Source organism: Campylobacter sp. IFREMER_LSEM_CL1890 (assembly GCF_025772045.1).
GTDB classification, from domain to species: domain Bacteria; phylum Campylobacterota; class Campylobacteria; order Campylobacterales; family Campylobacteraceae; genus Campylobacter_D; species Campylobacter_D lari_D.
On sequence record NZ_JAKMRK010000004.1, the window covers coordinates 40,498 to 55,567 of the forward strand.

A 15,070-nucleotide genomic window follows, 5' to 3' on the forward strand; every position below is an offset into this window, starting at 1 on the left:
AATAATATTGCTATAATCACGCTCATGATAAGGATTTTATTTTTATTATTATTAAGCATAAATTATATATTTTCTTTTGAGGTTATTGTTAATAAAGGGGAAGAACAAAATCGTCCCTTTACACTTTTGCATTTAAAAGATAATAAAGATTTTACTTGCAAGAGTATTTTTGAATTTGAAAAAACTCATTTTGAGTGTAATGTTTTGGGCGTTAGTAATATGCAATTTCAAAATAAAGAATTTGATGATTTTACAATTTATTTTGAAAAACACCAAACTTTTTTGACAATTAAAATATATCCTAAAATTTTAGCTAAAATGTTTAATTATTCTCAAGATATTTTTAATGCTAAAGAAATTCAAAGTCAAAATGGAGATACTTCTAAACATTTTGTGTTTATTTTTACTAAGGATTTAAGGTATTATAAACCTAGCGATGGACTTGATTTTGATATTTATTTTGATGATGCATTAATGCCTTATATTGGAGCATTGGATTTAAATTCTAATCCTATGGAAACTTCAAAAAGTGCAGATTTTAATGCATATTTTAATATCAAACAAGAATATGAAGCCAAAAAATACGATCAAGTTTTACGAGATGCTGTTAATGCTATTAAGCGTTATCAAGGTAGTGTATTTATGAATGAATTTGAGCTTTATAAATTAAGAGCGCAAAATAAGCTTTATACCTATGAGCTTGATAAAGATCAACAAATTTTAGAGCAAATGCTAGATGATGCTAAAAGATGGGTGAGAACTTATATTAATGATAAAGATTATACGGAAGTAATGTATATCATGATGAGAGTTTATATGGGCTTATCTCAAAGGTCTAATGTTGATTATATTATTGATACTTTAAGTACTGAGCATAAAGACGATAAATATACTATAATAGCTTTACTTGATTATGCAGATTATTTATATCATTTGGGTAAAAAAAATATAGCAAATAATATTTATCAAGATGTATATTATTCTACTCCGAATGCAGATTTAGCTAGTAGGGCTGCTTTATTTTTGTCTAAAAATTATTTAGAAGCGCAAAATACAAAAGAAGCCAAGGAGTTAGCAAGTAAAATTTTAGAGTCAAATCCTGAATTTTTTATGAGTGATTTAGAAAATTCTTTATCTTTAGCTAAGGCTTTTAGTAATCATAGAATTTATGATTTAAGTTCTAAAATTTATGAGTATATTTTTACGCATTTGACTAAAGTCGATAAGGAATATGAAAGAGTATTAAAAGATCTTTCTTTGGCTTTGTTAAATGCAAATGAACATACTAAAGCTCAAAAGTATTTAGATCTTTACACAGAAGATTTTCCTTTGGGTGAATATGTGAGTTTAATAAAAGAAGCTCAAGATAAAAATTTCTTATATTTAAAAGATAATAATGCAAGTTTTTTACATCAAAGATATGAAGAGATCATGCAAAAGTATGCTGGAGAAATTTCTAGTATGGCTTTATTTGATAATGTGAGATTATATTTTCAAGAAAAAAATTATGAAAAAGTTGTAAGTTATCAAAAAGACATAGAAAAATATTCCAACAAAGAAATCAAAAATCTTTTAGAACAAGCTGCTATTTTAGTTTTAGAACAAAATTTAAAAAATGATGAGTGCTTAGCTGCTGTTAAAATATATGATGATTTTAAGGTCTATGATGTGGGAAATAAAATACAAAATAAAAAACAAATGCTTGAATGCTTTAAGCGTACTACTCGTATAGAAGAAGCTAAAAAATATATAGTTGAAAATGAAAATGATGATATTATTTTTTATAAACTTCAAAGTGCTGATTTAGCGCTTAAAGATAAGCGTTATCGTTTTGTTGTAAAAACAATTAATGATATTTTAAATACAAGAACTATTATTAGCGATGATGAAAAATTTGAAGCAAATTATATTAAATTTTTTGCTGAACTTAAATTGCAAGATTATAATGCTATGATAAGAACTTTGCAAAAACTAGAGCAATTTCCTATGAATTATCGTATGGTGGAATTATATTATGAGTTTTTGCGTTATTGTGAAAAAAATAATTTTCTAACAAGTATTTTAACTTATGCTCCAAAGGCTATTGATTATCAAAATTTAAAAGGAGTAAATCTTTTTAGTCCGGATTTAGAATTTATCTATATCAAAGCCTTAAAACAAAACAATCAAGCTCGACAAGCCTTAACTTTGTTTAAAGATTTGCTTGCTAATCCTTTAAAAGATGATGAGCGCGCAAGAGCTTTTTATATGCAAAGCAATATTTATGAAGATTTAAAAGATGTACAAAATCAAAAGCAAAGTTTGCAAAATTGTATAGATATTAACACAACAAGCAATTGGCAAAATTTATGTAAAGATAAATTAAATGTCTTAAACACTCAGCTTTGATGTTTTTTTAAAACATAAGCTTTTAAATTTTCATAAGCGTTTTGAAAATCTAAAATTTCTTTGTTGAATTTTTTATTAAAAGTTCTTTGTCTTTTGGCAAGTTGTCTTGTGTGAATGATGATGAGTTCTTCAAGCTCGTTTAAATTTATTTTTTTATCTAAAAAATCTTTACATTCTTTTAAGCCTATGGAATTTAGTGCTTTTAAATGATGATCGTAGTTACTATATAGCATTTTAGCTTCATCTATTAAACCCTCATCAAGCATATTTTTAGTGCGTTTAATAATGCGTTTTTCCAAAAGATCTTTTTGCCAAGAAATTTCAAAAATATCAAGTTTTTTAATTAAAGCTTCTTGTTTTGTTTCTTTTAAAACTTCGCTTGGGATTTTATTAGTTTGCTCATAAATTCCAAGCCATTTTTTTAAGCGATAGGTGTCGTTTTTTTCTATTTTGGTATGTGGATCAATTTTTATCATTAAATGATAAATTTCATCATTACTTAGCGTGCTTTGACTTTCTTTGAAATTTTCACTCAAGCCATCCATTAAAGCTTTTAAATAAAAACTAGTTCCACCTGTGATGATAAGCAGTTGATTGTTTTTTTGAGCAAAGGCTTTTGCTTTTTTGTATTCTTCAAAAAATAAAGCAATGTTAAAATGCTCATTGACATTTAATAAATTTATGCCAAAATAATCAAGCTCATCTAAGGTTTTTTGCTCTGTTTTGGCTGAAGCGATGTTGATTTGTTTATACACGCAAAGACTATCAAGGCTTAAAATGCTTGCATTAAATTCATAAGCTAGTTTGTTAGCAAGTTCTGTTTTGCCACTTGCAGTAGTTCCAATAAGAGCAAATTCAAAAAACATCGTAAAAATATCCTAAATTTAAAATTATTTTAGTAAAATCATAACAAAAATATATTATAAAGAGAAAAAATGCCTTTATTAAAAGAAAAATTAAAAGATATTTTGGACTTGATTGTTTTTAAGCATTCTATTTTTGCTTTACCATTTTTGTTTGTTTCTATGATTGTAGCTTCTGTTATTTTAAATGATAGCACTTGGTTTGGTTTTAAAGCTTTGTTTTTGGGTGTTATTTGCGCGGTAAGTGCAAGAAATTTTGCAATGGCAATCAATCGTTTGATGGATGAGGACATTGATAAAAACAATCCAAGATGTGCAAATAGACCTAATATCGATGGTCGTATAGGTAAAGCTAGCATTTTACTTTTTATTATTTTAAATGCTATTATTTTTGTTTTGGCAAGTTATTTTATCAACAAACTAGCCTTTGCTCTTTCTTTGCCGGTATTGTTTATTTTAGCTATTTATTCAGCCTTTAAAAGATTTTCATCCCTAGCGCATTTAGTATTAGGATTTTGCTTAGGACTTGCTCCTATTGCAGGCAGTATTGTGGTTTTGGGAAGTATTGAAATTTATAGTGTTATTTTGTGTTTGGGTGTTACTTTTTGGACAGCTGGTTTTGATTTACTTTATGCTTTGCAAGATATGGAGTATGATAAAAAGACAGGCTTGCACTCTATACCTGCTAAATTTGGGCTTGAAGCGACCTTGTTTATTTCAGCATTTTGTCATGTTTTAGCAGTGCTTTTTTGGTTTTTATTTGTTTGGGTAGCTCCAACAGGAAATATTGCATTTTTAGGTGTGATTGTTAGTGCTGTTATTTTATTTTTTGAGCACTGCATTGTTAGAAAGAATTTTGCAAAAATTGACAAAGCATTTTTTACTTTAAATGGGTATTTAAGTATAGTGTTTTTTATTTTTATATGGGTTGATCTTTTATGGAGATGAAATTTTTTAAAAGTTCTTTGGAATTAGAATTTGAAGAGAGCAAAGAAAGATATGAAGAGTTTTTGCAAGAATATGTTTCAAGTAATAATTATGTCAATTTAAGCAAATGGAAAAAGCTTGCTTCAAGGGTAGAATTTAGTGAGGGTGAGCAGTTGATTTTTGATTTGCTTATGGATTTAAAGCAAGAATTGTATTTGATAAAAAATGATATTAATAAAACAAAATTATTTGTTAATTTAAAATATAAATCTTTTGTGATTGGGGTAAATTTTACACATATTCAATTTAAAGATAGGTGTTTAATGCAAGATGAAGATTATTATGCTAGATTTAATTTAAATGGTCAAAAAATTAGTATTTTTTTTAAAGCATTAAATGAGAATGAAGCAAAAATCACGCAAATAAAAGCAGAAGATGAGCTCGTGTATGATAATTTTGTAGCAAATATGCAAAGAGCAATGATTAAAATTTTAAAGGAGCAAGAAAATGGATAGTGATTTATTATTGTGGCTAGTTGTAGCTTTATTAATTTTTGCTATGTTTGCTTATATGATGATTAAAGAAAAAGAAAGTATTGTTAAGATTAATGAGCTTGGTAAAATGATAGAAGATTTAAATAAACAATATCATTATTTAAAAAAAGAAAGTTTAGATGAGCAAGAGCAAGAAAAAGAAGAAATAGACACTGAAGCCATAAGAGAAGAATTAAAAGAAGAACTTTTGCAGGTGCTAGAACAAAAAATCAATCAAAATATTATTCCTATTTTAAGTGCTTTAAAAGAAGTGGAAGAAGTAATTGAAGAATTTCAAAGTGAGCAAAAAAATCGTTTATTAAATTTAGAACAAAAAACCCAAAGTATTACAAAATTAAGCCCAAGCTATGATAATGAAGAGCAAAAAGTTATCGAACTTTTTAATCAAAAAAAATCCATAGAGCAAATTGCCAAAGATTTGCGTATAGGTATGGGCAGGGTTGAGCTTATTTTAAAATTTAATAAATTATTATAAAGGCCTTTGATGTTAGTAGATAGCTATGGAAGAGTGATTGATTATTTAAGAATTTCAGTAACACAAAGATGTAATTTTCGTTGCCTTTATTGTATGCCAAAAACTCCATTTGAATGGAGTGCTAAGGAAAATCTTTTATCTTTTGAAGAACTTTTTATGTTTGTTAAAGTTTGCATTGATGAAGGAGTTAAGAAAATTCGTATTACAGGTGGTGAGCCTTTAGTAAGAAAAGATTTGCATAAATTTATTGCTATGATTAGTGAGTATAAGCAAGATATAGATCTAGCGCTTACTACTAATGCTTCTTTATTAAAACAACAAGCAAAGGATTTAAAACAAGCGGGCTTAAAAAGAATTAACATCTCTTTGGATACTTTAAAAGAAGAAGTGGCCTTTAAATTAGCTCAAAAAAACATACTCAAAGATGTGTTAAATGGTATTAATGAGGCTTTAGAATTAGGTTTTAATATTAAATTTAACACCGTAGCGCTTAAAGGAATTAATGATAGTGAATTTATCGATCTTTTAGAATTTGCTAAAGCACGCAAAAGCCAAATTCGCTTTATAGAATTTATGGAAAATTATCATGCTTATGGAGATTTAAAAGGCTTAAAATCAACAGAAATTTTAAATATCATTGCTCAAAAGTATTCTTTTAAACAAGGACAAAAAAGTCCAAATGCACCTGCGACTATTTATGAACTTGAAGATGGGTATGAGTTTGGCATTATTGATCCACATAGCCATGATTTTTGTGATAGTTGTAACCGTATAAGGCTTTCAGCCGAAGGGCTTTTAATACCTTGTTTATATTATGATGAGGCTTTAAGCATTAAAAAAGCTATACGCAATAAAGACATAGCAAGTGCTTGTGAAGTTTTAAAAACCGTGATAAAAAATAAATCAGAAAAAAATAGATGGGCAGAAAATGATGCCAATCAAAGTTCTACAAGAGCCTTTTATCAAACAGGTGGATAATGGAAGTTGTTGAAACTTTTTTAAGCTTGCAAGGTGAGGGAAAATATAGTGGAAATTTGGCTATATTTGTAAGATTTGCCGGGTGTAATTTTAACTGCGCAGGCTTTGGAGTAAAAAAAGAAAAAGATTCTAAAATACTTTTGGGCTGTGATACTATAAGAGCTGTTTTTACTAAAGAATTTAAAACTTGTTATAAAACATATACTTCAACAAAGCTTTTTGATGAGGTTTTGAAGCTAGCAAATTCACACAAAGCTATAGTTGTAATTACAGGTGGTGAGCCTTTGTTAAATTATCAAAATAAAGATTTTTTGTGTTTTATTAATTTACTTTTAGAAAATGATTTTATGGTGCATTTTGAAACGAATGCAAGTATTGAAATTGATTTTGAAAAATATCCTTTGTATAAAAAATGTTATTTTGCTTTAGGAGTAAAGCTTAGCAATAGTGGTGTAAAAAAAGAAAAAAGAATTAATGAAAAAGCTTTGAAAGCTTTTAAAAATTATGCTAAGGAAAGTTTTTATAAATTTGTTTTGGATAAGGATTTTTTACAAGAAAATAAAGCCTTAAAAGAAATCAATGAAATTTTACAAGTTTGTAAAAATGATGTTTTTTGTATGCCTATGGGGTCAAATGAAGAAGAAATTTCCAAAAATGCCTTAAGTGTTGCTGAATTTTGTATAAAAAATGGATATAATTACTCCGATAGATTGCATATTAGAATTTGGGGAGATAAAGAAGGCGTATGATTATTAGAAAAATATTTGAATTTGAAAATGCTCATATTGTTAGATTTTGTAGCTCCAAGCGATGTAAAACAAGCATACATGGCCACTCTTATAAGGTAGAAATTTTACTTGAGAGTAAATACCTTGATAATGCTGGAATGGTGTATGATTTTGGTTTGTTAAAAGATGAGATAAAACAAATTATTGATAGTTTTGATCATGCTATTACGCTTTTTAAAGATGATGATAAAGCTTATTTAGAAGATATGAAAAAGCACTCGCAAAGATGGGTGAGTTTACCTGTGAATGTAAGTGCGGAAAATTTTGTACGCATATTTTTTGTACTGATTGATACTTTGCTTTTAAAGACTAAGATGGTCAATGGTGAGCAAGGTGTTAGTTTAAAAAGCATTATTGTACATGAAACAAGAACAGGTTATGCACAAGGTTTTAGAGAAGATGCTTATAGTGAATTTTTACCAAAGATTGATTTGGCAGATATTGACTTTTCGCAAGCTATAAGAGATGAATGGAAAAATAAAGATTTTTTTGAAAAACTTCAAGATGTAAATTTTGTTTTTATCAATCAAAAGGAGGTGTAATGAAAAAGATTTTATTGATTGTGCCAATATTGCTTTTTATGGCTTGTTCAAATCAAGAGAATAAAAATATAAAAAAAGAAATACAAACCGAGCAAGTTCAGATTGAACAAAGTGATTCTAATGTCATTATAGATGATGAAACACTTCCTATACCTGTTGATGATGATATACAAGATGAAAATAATACACAAGGACAATAATGGATCAAAGTTATGAATTTTTTTTAGCATTGCATGTGTATAGTTTATATACAAATGGTTTTTTAATGTTGTTTTATTTGTATTTGACTCAAAGTAACTTCTCACAAGAATTTATCTTTATAAAAAGAATTCGTCTATTTTTACCAATTTATTATTTGTTTTTAGCAATTACACTTTTTACTGGAAGTTTGTTATGGGCTTTAAAGCATTTTGAATTTAATTTCTATGTGCTTTCTATGTGGTTTTGTTGGATTTTGATTTTTGCTTTGGCTATTTATCAATTTGTTTTATTTAAAAAAGCAAGATTGTTTAAACGCTATGCTAAATTTAGATTTTTAAGTTTTTTTATTTTGTGTTTAGGTATATTCTTACTTTTTGTACCTTATTTGCTTAAGAGGTTTTATTTTTAATGCAATTTTTATATCACCCACAAAGTGGTGCTGTAAGTTTAGAGCTAGAAAATGAAGCCTTTTTACACTTAAAGGCTCGAAGAATTAAAGTGAGTGATAAAATTATATTAAAGAATTTGAAAGATTTTTATGCTTACACTTATGAATGCATAGAGCTTTCTAGACGCTCTTGCATATTAAATTTACTTGATAAAAAAGAAGAAAAACAAGAATTAAAAACATATATACATTTAGCTTTGGCGGTGATTGATCCAAAGGTTATAGAAAAAACTTTACCTTTTTTAAATGAACTTGGAGTAGCAAAACTTTCTTTTGTGTATATGGAATACTCGCAAAAAAATTTTAAATTAGATTTTAAAAGAATGGAAAAAATTCTTATAGAATCATCCCAGCAATGCGGTCGTGCTTCTTTAATGGAACTTGAAAGTTTTGATGACTTTAAAAAATTTCAGCAAGCTTATGAAAATATTGTTTTGATAGATTTTGAAGGTAAAGATTTGATGAATTTTGATCCCGATAGATATGTATTTTTGGTTGGGGCTGAAGGCGGATTTTCGCAAAAAGAAAGAGAAATAAATATAAAAAGAGCAAAATTACAAGCCAACTATATACTTAAAGCACAAACAGCACTTATAGGGGTTGCTTCAAAATTTATAATTTAAAAGCATGCTTAAATTTAGCTATTTTTTATATAAAAATCTATATAATTACGCCTTAATGTTTTGAAAAAGGATAAACAATGAAGAAAGAAATTCACCCAGAATATGTAGAGTGTAAAGTTAGTTGTGCTTGTGGAAATTCTTTTACTACTAAGTCAAATAAATCAGAAATTAAAGTTGATATTTGTTCAAGCTGCCACCCATTCTTTACAGGTAGTGAAAAAATCGTAGATGCTGCGGGTCGTGTAGAGAAATTTAAGAAAAAATACGCAATGCAATAATGTTATATTTTATTCCTACGCCCATAGGAAATTTAAACGATATTTCTTTTCATTCTTTAGAAATTTTACAAAAATGCAAGCTCTTTTTATGTGAAGATACAAGAGTTTGCAAATCTTTAATTCATCTTCTTAATGAAAAATTTAATTTAGAAATAAAGCCTGATAAATATATAGCTTTACATACTCATAATGAAAAAGATTTTTTAGCAAAAATAGATGAGGATTTTTTTAAACAAGATATTGCATATTTAAGTGATGCAGGTATGCCAGGTATTAGCGATCCGGGGCAATTTTTAATCGAATATGCTATTAAAAACAATATTGACTATGAAGTCTTAACAGGATCAAATGCTGCTTTGCTTGCATTGGTTTCAAGTGCATTTTGTAAAAAAGAATTTATTTTTATGGGTTTTTTGGCCAATAAAAATCCTCAAAGACAAAAAGATATTGAAAATTTAATGCTTAATCCTTATCCTAGTATAGTTTATGAAGCACCCACTAGAATACTTAATTTAGTAGAAGAAATTAGTAAAATTGATCCTTTAAGAGAAATTTTTATCATAAAAGAAGCAACAAAGAAATTTGAAACTAAATTTAGAGCAGAAGCTTTAGAGGTTTTGGAAAAATTAAAAACAATGGATTTACGCGGTGAATGGTGTGCAGTGGTAAATGCCAAAGAAAAGCAATTTCATCAAAATACCTTGTGTGAGCAAGATATTTATGAGCTTGATTTATCTTTAAAGACAAAGGCAAAACTTCTTTCGAAAATCAATGCAAAATCTCCAAAAGAAAATTATCAAAAACTGCTTTTAAGTTGAATTTGGTTATTATTTAAAAATGATAGTTTATGGTAAGCAAGTGTTTTTTTATATCTTAGAAAAGCATGAAGAAAAAATTAAAGAAATTTATTTGGCAAAAGAATGTGAAAAAGCTGATTTTTCAAAAATAACAAGGGCATCAAAAAAAATTAAAAAACTCGATTTTAAAGCCGCACAAAGCTTGGCAAGAGGTGGAAATCATCAAGGTTTTTTAATGGAAATTGATGAATTTGAATTTAGCTCTTTTGAGAGTTTAAAAGAAAAAGATTTTATAGTTATTTTATATAATATTAGCGATGTTGGAAATATAGGTGCTATCGTGCGTAGTGCTTATGCTTTAGGTGCTGATGGGGTTATTTTGGTAGCTAAAAGCGTGGCTATGGATGGAGTTATTCGTGCAAGTAGTGGAGCAGCTTTAGATATGAAAATAGTCTTAAATGATGATATTTTAAGCATGATAAATGAGTTAAAACAAAAAGGTTTTTATATCTATGCTAGTGCAAGCGGAGGTAGTGATATACATACTATCAAGGCCAAAGATAAAAAAGTTTTGATTATGGGAAGTGAAGGTTTTGGTATAGCGCCAAAGGTGCTTAAAAAATGCGATGAGTGCGTAGGTATAAAAATGCACAATGATTTTGATAGTTTAAATGTTAGTGCAGCATTTGCAATACTTTGCGATAGGATGAAAAATGGATAGTTGGAAAAAATTAGAAGATTTAAATTTGTTAGAAGTTCAAAAAAGAACACAAATAGAAATAGCTTGTCTTGAATATATCATTAAGAAAGATTTTAAGTCTTTATCTCGCTTTAATGTAAATGGCTTTATTAAAATTTTACAAAGAGAGTATGAGCTTGACTTTTCTAATTTTTTAGAAGAATATCATGTCTATTTAGAAGAAAATGGTATTGAGAAAAAAAATCATGTGCATATTTCACCTAGAATGAACTCATATACCAAAGAAAGCTCAAGTGTATGGTATATTGTGATTATAGTAGTAGTACTTTTGATAGTAGCTTTGGCCTGGGGTGTTTCAAGATTTTTTCAAAGTTCTACTTTAGATGAAAATACCACCAATGTATTAAATCAAGAGCAGGTTGTTTTAGAAGAAAAAGTTGATGAAAATGAAACACCAGTTCTTAATTTTTTTGCTGATGATGCTATGGAAAATAATGAAACAAACGCGACTATTTTAGAACCAATAAGCGAGAACAATAATACAGAAAAAACATTAGAAGATAATGCTAGCTCAAATATGCCTGAAGAAAATATCATTTTACTCAATGAAAGCATTATAAAACCAAGTGCAGAGCTTTGGCTTGGTATGGTGGATTTAAAAACTTTTAGAAAGAGCTCTTTAACTATTAAAAATGATTATGTTTTACCTTTGGATAAAGATATGTTAATTACCACAGGCCACGCTGCTTTTAGCTTAAACGATGAAAATAATAATACTTTAGAGTTTAAAAACGGTGTGTCTAAATTTTTAATGATTAAAGATGGTAAAATCAAACAAATTACAAAAGCTGAATTTATCAAAGAAAATAGAGGAAAATTATGGTAAGAATTTTAATATTTTCCATTTTTTTTACTCTTAACGCTTTTGCACTAAGTGCTTTAGAAGTTGCAAAACATATTGTTAATGATAATTCTAAAGATGCAAAATTAGAGCTCTTGTTTGCAAGGAATGATTATAAAGATGAACGCGGAAATGTAGATATTTACACTATTTCTCAAATTTTAAAAACTAATTCTTTGGCAAATTTTATATTAAATGAGCCAAAAACTCTAACTTTTAGTTTTAAAGCTCAAGCTGATTCTGTTTTATTTTTTAAAACTATTAATGATACTTTAAACGAATTAGGCTATGTGTATTTTATACCAACTGAATTAACTTTAAGGGAAAATTATATCACCTATAAGTTAGCTGTAGATTCTCAATATATGCTTGATCCAGGAGTTTTCTATAAAGCCTTGTTATCAAGCTCTGTTTTTATTAAAGATATTTCTAAAATTTCAGAATTAAATTATGAGTATGAGCTAGATTTTTCAAAAGCAAAACCTAAAGTCAATACTCAAATTCCACTAAATACCATCACTCAATTAAATAAGCCTTTAAGGGAATATATTGTTGATTTACAAGGAGCAAAAAGCATAGAGCTTAGTGCGCACAATCTTGATTCTTGGTTTTGTAAAATTCAATTTTTAGATAAAAATTTAAATTTTATTCAAGGTATAGAAAACACACACAAACAAAATGAAATTAATATAAATATCCCATTGGGTGCAAAATATGCTATCATTGGCGATATGTTTAGCCTTGATAACATAAAAAGGGGTTTAAAAATTTACTTAAGACGCTAAAAAGGATGGAAAATGTTTGAAGAAATTCATTTTAATACCATAGAAAGACTTCCAAATTATGTTTTTGCTGAAGTTAATGCGATTAAAATGGCAGCAAGAAGAGCAGGGGAGGATATAATAGATTTTTCTATGGGAAATCCTGATGGTAAAACTCCTCAACACATTATAGATAAACTTTGCGAAAGTGCAAATAAAGAAAAAACTTCTGGTTATTCTGCTTCGAGTGGAATTTATAAACTAAGACTTGCAATTTGTAATTGGTATAAAAGAAAATACGATGTTGATTTAGATCCTGAAAGTGAAGTAGTTGCAACGATGGGCTCTAAAGAAGGCTTTGTAAATTTAGCAAGAGCCGTTATTAATCCAGGAGATGTAGCTATTGTACCTACACCCGCTTACCCTATACACACTCAAGCTTTTATCATAGCAGGTGGTAATGTAGCAACTATGAATTTTGATTTTAATGAAAATTATGAATTAAATGAAAATACTTTTTTTGAAAATTTACAAAAAACACTACATGAAAGTATTCCGCGTCCAAAATATGTAGTAGTAAATTTTCCGCACAATCCTACAACAGTCACTGTAGAAAGAAGTTTTTATGAGAGATTAGTTGCAATGGCAAAAAAAGAAAGATTTTATATTATTTCTGATATTGCTTATGCAGATTTGACTTTTGGTTCTTATAAAACCCCTTCTATTTTTGAAGTTGAAGGTGCTAAAGATGTAGCGGTAGAAACTTATACACTTTCAAAGTCTTACAATATGGCAGGTTGGCGTGTAGGTTTTGTAGTGGGTAATAAACGCTTAATTGCGGCTTTGAAAAAAATCAAGTCTTGGTTTGATTATGGTATGTATACTCCTATACAAGTTGCTGCTACTATAGCTTTAGATGGAGATCAAACTTGTGTTGAAGAGATTAAGGCAACTTATGCAAAAAGATTAGAAGTCTTGCTTGATTCATTTTTTCAGGCAGGATGGGAGCTGAAAAAACCAAATGCAAGTATGTTTGTTTGGGCAAAACTCCCTCAAAGTAAAGCTCACCTTGGAAGTATGGAATTTTCTAAACAGCTTTTGCAAAAAGCAAATGTAGCGGTAAGTCCTGGAGTTGGTTTTGGTGAAGCGGGTAATGAGTATGTTAGAATAGCTTTAATAGAAAATGAAAATCGCATTCGTCAAGCAGCAAGAAATATAAAAAAATATTTAAGAGAATAAAATGAAAATCGCAATTTTGGGATATGGTACGGTAGGAAGTGCTGTTGTAGAGACTTTGCTAAAAAATCAAGATTTAATTAAAGCAAGATGTGATGAAGAAATTATTCCAGTAATTGCTTTGGCAAGAAATCCAAAACCAAATGCATTAATTCCTGTGGTAAATGATATTGATGAGGTTTTAGAGCGTGAAGATATTGATGTATTTGTGGAGTTAATGGGTGGTATTGATTTACCCTTTGAGATAATTTCAAAAATTTTAAAAAGAAAAAAAGCAGTGGTAACTGCTAATAAAGCTTTGCTTGCTTATCATCGTTATGAGCTTGAAAAATTAGCACAAGATACAGCTTTTGGTTATGAGGCGAGTGTGGCGGGTGGAATTCCTATTATTAAAATTTTAAAAGAGGGCTTGAGTGCTAATAATATTGTTTCTATTAAAGGTATTTTAAATGGTACAAGCAATTATATTTTAAGTAAAATGACCGAAGATAATACCAAATTCCAAGAGGTGTTAAAAAAAGCACAAGATTTAGGATATGCTGAAGCTAATCCCACTTTTGATATAGAGGGTTTTGATGCAGCGCATAAACTTTTGATTTTAGCAAATATTGCCTATGGATTAAGAGTAAAACCTGAAGATATTTTGATTGAGGGTATTAGCAAAGTAAGTAATGAGGATATTTATTTTGCGAAAGAATTTGAATATACCATAAAACACTTGGGTATTGCTAAGATTAAAGATGAAAAAATAGAATTAAGAGTTCATCCTACCATGCTTAGCAAAGATAAAATACTAGCAAAAGTTGATGGGGTAATGAATGCTATTAGTATTGATGGAGATGTATTGGGTGAAAGTTTATATTATGGCCCAGGAGCAGGTGGCAGGGCAACTGCAAGTGCTGTTATAGCTGATTTAATCGATATAGCAAGAAAAGAAAAAAATAGTGCTATTTTTGGGTATTTAAATGATACTTCTTATAAACTTTTAAGTAAAGATGAAATTTATACAAGATATTATTTAAGATTAAAGGTATTAGATAAAATAGGAGTTTTATCAAAAATCACACAATTAATGAGTGAACATCAAATTTCAATCGATACTTTCTTGCAAAAGCCTAAAAAAGAAAAGCAAGATTATAGCACTTTATTTTTCATCACTCATCAAACTTATGAAAAAAATATACAAATTTTAACTCAAAAGCTTAGAGAACAAGAATTTGTAAAAGATGATGTTTTTATGATGAGAATAGAAGAGTAATGGCATTATTTGAATATCTTTTTGGTAAAAAAGGAGAAGAGTTAGCGTGTGAATTTTTAAAAACACAAGGATTTGAAATTTTAAAAAGGAATTTTTATTCTAAATTTGGAGAAATTGATATTATTGCTAAAAAAGATAAAATTTTACATTTTATTGAAGTTAAAAGCACGCAAGGTGATTATGAGGTAGAATATAGATTAGATAATAAAAAATATAATAAAATTATTAAGACTATAGAATATTACTTTATGAAACATAAAAATGATGAAAATTATCAACTAGATTTACTTTGCGTATATAAAGATGATATAAAACTTTTAGAGAACATTAGTTATTAAGGGAATGTTTATTC

Annotated in this window: 19 protein-coding genes; 18 read left to right on the forward strand and 1 reads right to left on the reverse strand. The window is 28.2% G+C overall.

What is annotated here, in order from left to right:
• Window positions 1–24 precede the first annotated feature (24 nt).
• Window positions 25–2,388, forward strand: a complete 2,364-nt coding sequence (locus tag L8W57_RS02870) for a tetratricopeptide repeat protein (protein WP_133319482.1) — start codon at window positions 25–27, stop codon at window positions 2,386–2,388.
• Here the strand turns inward: L8W57_RS02870 and miaA are convergent.
• Window positions 2,379–3,254, reverse strand: a complete 876-nt coding sequence (gene miaA, locus L8W57_RS02875; RefSeq protein ID WP_263661964.1) for a tRNA (adenosine(37)-N6)-dimethylallyltransferase MiaA — start codon at window positions 3,252–3,254, stop codon at window positions 2,379–2,381. The two genes, L8W57_RS02870 and miaA, sit on opposite strands and share 10 nt — an antisense overlap.
• Window positions 3,255–3,323: 69 nt before the next feature.
• Here miaA and mqnP point away from each other — a divergent pair, with 69 nt between their 5' ends.
• The 17 genes from mqnP (at window position 3,324) to L8W57_RS02960 (ending at window position 15,056) form a co-directional block, all read left to right on the forward strand.
• Window positions 3,324–4,199, forward strand: coding sequence for a menaquinone biosynthesis prenyltransferase MqnP (mqnP, locus tag L8W57_RS02880; RefSeq protein WP_133319484.1), 876 nt, complete (start codon window positions 3,324–3,326; stop codon window positions 4,197–4,199).
• Window positions 4,196–4,693: a hypothetical protein gene (locus L8W57_RS02885; protein WP_263659526.1), complete on the forward strand. Its 498-nt coding sequence runs from the start codon at window positions 4,196–4,198 to the stop codon at window positions 4,691–4,693. Before mqnP ends, L8W57_RS02885 begins: the two co-directional genes overlap by 4 nt.
• Window positions 4,686–5,207: a DUF6115 domain-containing protein gene (locus L8W57_RS02890; protein ID WP_133319486.1), complete on the forward strand. Its 522-nt coding sequence runs from the start codon at window positions 4,686–4,688 to the stop codon at window positions 5,205–5,207. The genes L8W57_RS02885 and L8W57_RS02890 overlap by 8 nt, the downstream gene beginning before the upstream one ends.
• Before the next feature lie 9 nt (window positions 5,208–5,216).
• Window positions 5,217–6,185, forward strand: a complete 969-nt coding sequence (gene moaA / locus L8W57_RS02895) for a GTP 3',8-cyclase MoaA (protein ID WP_263660453.1) — start codon at window positions 5,217–5,219, stop codon at window positions 6,183–6,185.
• Complete coding sequence (locus L8W57_RS02900; protein WP_133319488.1) at window positions 6,185–6,934, forward strand: 7-carboxy-7-deazaguanine synthase QueE; 750 nt, start codon at window positions 6,185–6,187, stop codon at window positions 6,932–6,934. Before moaA ends, L8W57_RS02900 begins: the two co-directional genes overlap by 1 nt.
• Window positions 6,931–7,515 (forward strand): 6-pyruvoyl trahydropterin synthase family protein, encoded by a 585-nt coding sequence (locus L8W57_RS02905; RefSeq protein ID WP_133319489.1) that lies wholly within the window; start codon window positions 6,931–6,933, stop codon window positions 7,513–7,515. The genes L8W57_RS02900 and L8W57_RS02905 overlap by 4 nt, the downstream gene beginning before the upstream one ends.
• Entirely contained in the window at window positions 7,515–7,715 is a 201-nt protein-coding gene (locus tag L8W57_RS02910; protein WP_133319490.1) for a cytochrome C, read from the forward strand. Before L8W57_RS02905 ends, L8W57_RS02910 begins: the two co-directional genes overlap by 1 nt.
• Window positions 7,715–8,125, forward strand: a complete 411-nt coding sequence (locus tag L8W57_RS02915) for a hypothetical protein (RefSeq protein WP_220566545.1) — start codon at window positions 7,715–7,717, stop codon at window positions 8,123–8,125. Before L8W57_RS02910 ends, L8W57_RS02915 begins: the two co-directional genes overlap by 1 nt.
• On the forward strand, window positions 8,125–8,787 hold the full coding sequence (locus tag L8W57_RS02920; protein WP_133319492.1) for a 16S rRNA (uracil(1498)-N(3))-methyltransferase: 663 nt from the start codon (window positions 8,125–8,127) through the stop codon (window positions 8,785–8,787). The genes L8W57_RS02915 and L8W57_RS02920 overlap by 1 nt, the downstream gene beginning before the upstream one ends.
• 77 nt (window positions 8,788–8,864) lie before the next feature.
• Complete coding sequence (rpmE, locus tag L8W57_RS02925) at window positions 8,865–9,065, forward strand: 50S ribosomal protein L31 (RefSeq protein WP_039664588.1); 201 nt, start codon at window positions 8,865–8,867, stop codon at window positions 9,063–9,065.
• Complete coding sequence (gene rsmI, locus L8W57_RS02930) at window positions 9,065–9,883, forward strand: 16S rRNA (cytidine(1402)-2'-O)-methyltransferase (protein WP_133319493.1); 819 nt, start codon at window positions 9,065–9,067, stop codon at window positions 9,881–9,883. The genes rpmE and rsmI overlap by 1 nt, the downstream gene beginning before the upstream one ends.
• A gap of 19 nt (window positions 9,884–9,902) precedes the next feature.
• Entirely contained in the window at window positions 9,903–10,583 is a 681-nt protein-coding gene (gene rlmB, locus L8W57_RS02935) for a 23S rRNA (guanosine(2251)-2'-O)-methyltransferase RlmB (protein ID WP_133319494.1), read from the forward strand.
• The gene (locus L8W57_RS02940) at window positions 10,576–11,448 is read left to right on the forward strand and encodes a hypothetical protein (RefSeq protein WP_133319495.1); all 873 of its coding nucleotides are present in this window, start codon (window positions 10,576–10,578) and stop codon (window positions 11,446–11,448) included. The genes rlmB and L8W57_RS02940 overlap by 8 nt, the downstream gene beginning before the upstream one ends.
• A complete protein-coding gene (locus tag L8W57_RS02945) occupies window positions 11,442–12,248 on the forward strand; it encodes a hypothetical protein (RefSeq protein ID WP_263659525.1) in 807 nt (268 codons plus the stop codon). Before L8W57_RS02940 ends, L8W57_RS02945 begins: the two co-directional genes overlap by 7 nt.
• Window positions 12,249–12,260: 12 nt before the next feature.
• Window positions 12,261–13,463 (forward strand): LL-diaminopimelate aminotransferase, encoded by a 1,203-nt coding sequence (locus L8W57_RS02950; RefSeq protein WP_220566550.1) that lies wholly within the window; start codon window positions 12,261–12,263, stop codon window positions 13,461–13,463.
• A 1-nt stretch (window position 13,464) separates the two neighbouring features.
• Window positions 13,465–14,718, forward strand: coding sequence for a homoserine dehydrogenase (locus tag L8W57_RS02955; RefSeq protein WP_133319498.1), 1,254 nt, complete (start codon window positions 13,465–13,467; stop codon window positions 14,716–14,718).
• Window positions 14,718–15,056, forward strand: coding sequence for a YraN family protein (locus tag L8W57_RS02960; protein WP_133319499.1), 339 nt, complete (start codon window positions 14,718–14,720; stop codon window positions 15,054–15,056). The genes L8W57_RS02955 and L8W57_RS02960 overlap by 1 nt, the downstream gene beginning before the upstream one ends.
• Window positions 15,057–15,070 lie beyond the last annotated feature (14 nt).

Excerpts from the sequence above, each read along its gene's own strand:
- L8W57_RS02870 (WP_133319482.1), top strand. The coding sequence starts at position 25 with ATGATAAGGATTTTATTTTTATTATTATTAAGCATAAATTATATATTT.
- miaA (WP_263661964.1), bottom strand. The coding sequence starts at position 3,254 with ATGTTTTTTGAATTTGCTCTTATTGGAACTACTGCAAGTGGCAAAACA.
- mqnP (WP_133319484.1), top strand. The coding sequence starts at position 3,324 with ATGCCTTTATTAAAAGAAAAATTAAAAGATATTTTGGACTTGATTGTT.
- L8W57_RS02885 (WP_263659526.1), top strand. The coding sequence starts at position 4,196 with ATGAAATTTTTTAAAAGTTCTTTGGAATTAGAATTTGAAGAGAGCAAA.
- L8W57_RS02890 (WP_133319486.1), top strand. The coding sequence starts at position 4,686 with ATGGATAGTGATTTATTATTGTGGCTAGTTGTAGCTTTATTAATTTTT.
- moaA (WP_263660453.1), top strand. The coding sequence starts at position 5,217 with ATGTTAGTAGATAGCTATGGAAGAGTGATTGATTATTTAAGAATTTCA.
- L8W57_RS02900 (WP_133319488.1), top strand. The coding sequence starts at position 6,185 with ATGGAAGTTGTTGAAACTTTTTTAAGCTTGCAAGGTGAGGGAAAATAT.
- L8W57_RS02905 (WP_133319489.1), top strand. The coding sequence starts at position 6,931 with ATGATTATTAGAAAAATATTTGAATTTGAAAATGCTCATATTGTTAGA.
- L8W57_RS02910 (WP_133319490.1), top strand. The coding sequence starts at position 7,515 with ATGAAAAAGATTTTATTGATTGTGCCAATATTGCTTTTTATGGCTTGT.
- L8W57_RS02915 (WP_220566545.1), top strand. The coding sequence starts at position 7,715 with ATGGATCAAAGTTATGAATTTTTTTTAGCATTGCATGTGTATAGTTTA.
- L8W57_RS02920 (WP_133319492.1), top strand. The coding sequence starts at position 8,125 with ATGCAATTTTTATATCACCCACAAAGTGGTGCTGTAAGTTTAGAGCTA.
- rpmE (WP_039664588.1), top strand. The coding sequence starts at position 8,865 with ATGAAGAAAGAAATTCACCCAGAATATGTAGAGTGTAAAGTTAGTTGT.
- rsmI (WP_133319493.1), top strand. The coding sequence starts at position 9,065 with ATGTTATATTTTATTCCTACGCCCATAGGAAATTTAAACGATATTTCT.
- rlmB (WP_133319494.1), top strand. The coding sequence starts at position 9,903 with ATGATAGTTTATGGTAAGCAAGTGTTTTTTTATATCTTAGAAAAGCAT.
- L8W57_RS02940 (WP_133319495.1), top strand. The coding sequence starts at position 10,576 with ATGGATAGTTGGAAAAAATTAGAAGATTTAAATTTGTTAGAAGTTCAA.
- L8W57_RS02945 (WP_263659525.1), top strand. The coding sequence starts at position 11,442 with ATGGTAAGAATTTTAATATTTTCCATTTTTTTTACTCTTAACGCTTTT.
- L8W57_RS02950 (WP_220566550.1), top strand. The coding sequence starts at position 12,261 with ATGTTTGAAGAAATTCATTTTAATACCATAGAAAGACTTCCAAATTAT.
- L8W57_RS02955 (WP_133319498.1), top strand. The coding sequence starts at position 13,465 with ATGAAAATCGCAATTTTGGGATATGGTACGGTAGGAAGTGCTGTTGTA.
- L8W57_RS02960 (WP_133319499.1), top strand. The coding sequence starts at position 14,718 with ATGGCATTATTTGAATATCTTTTTGGTAAAAAAGGAGAAGAGTTAGCG.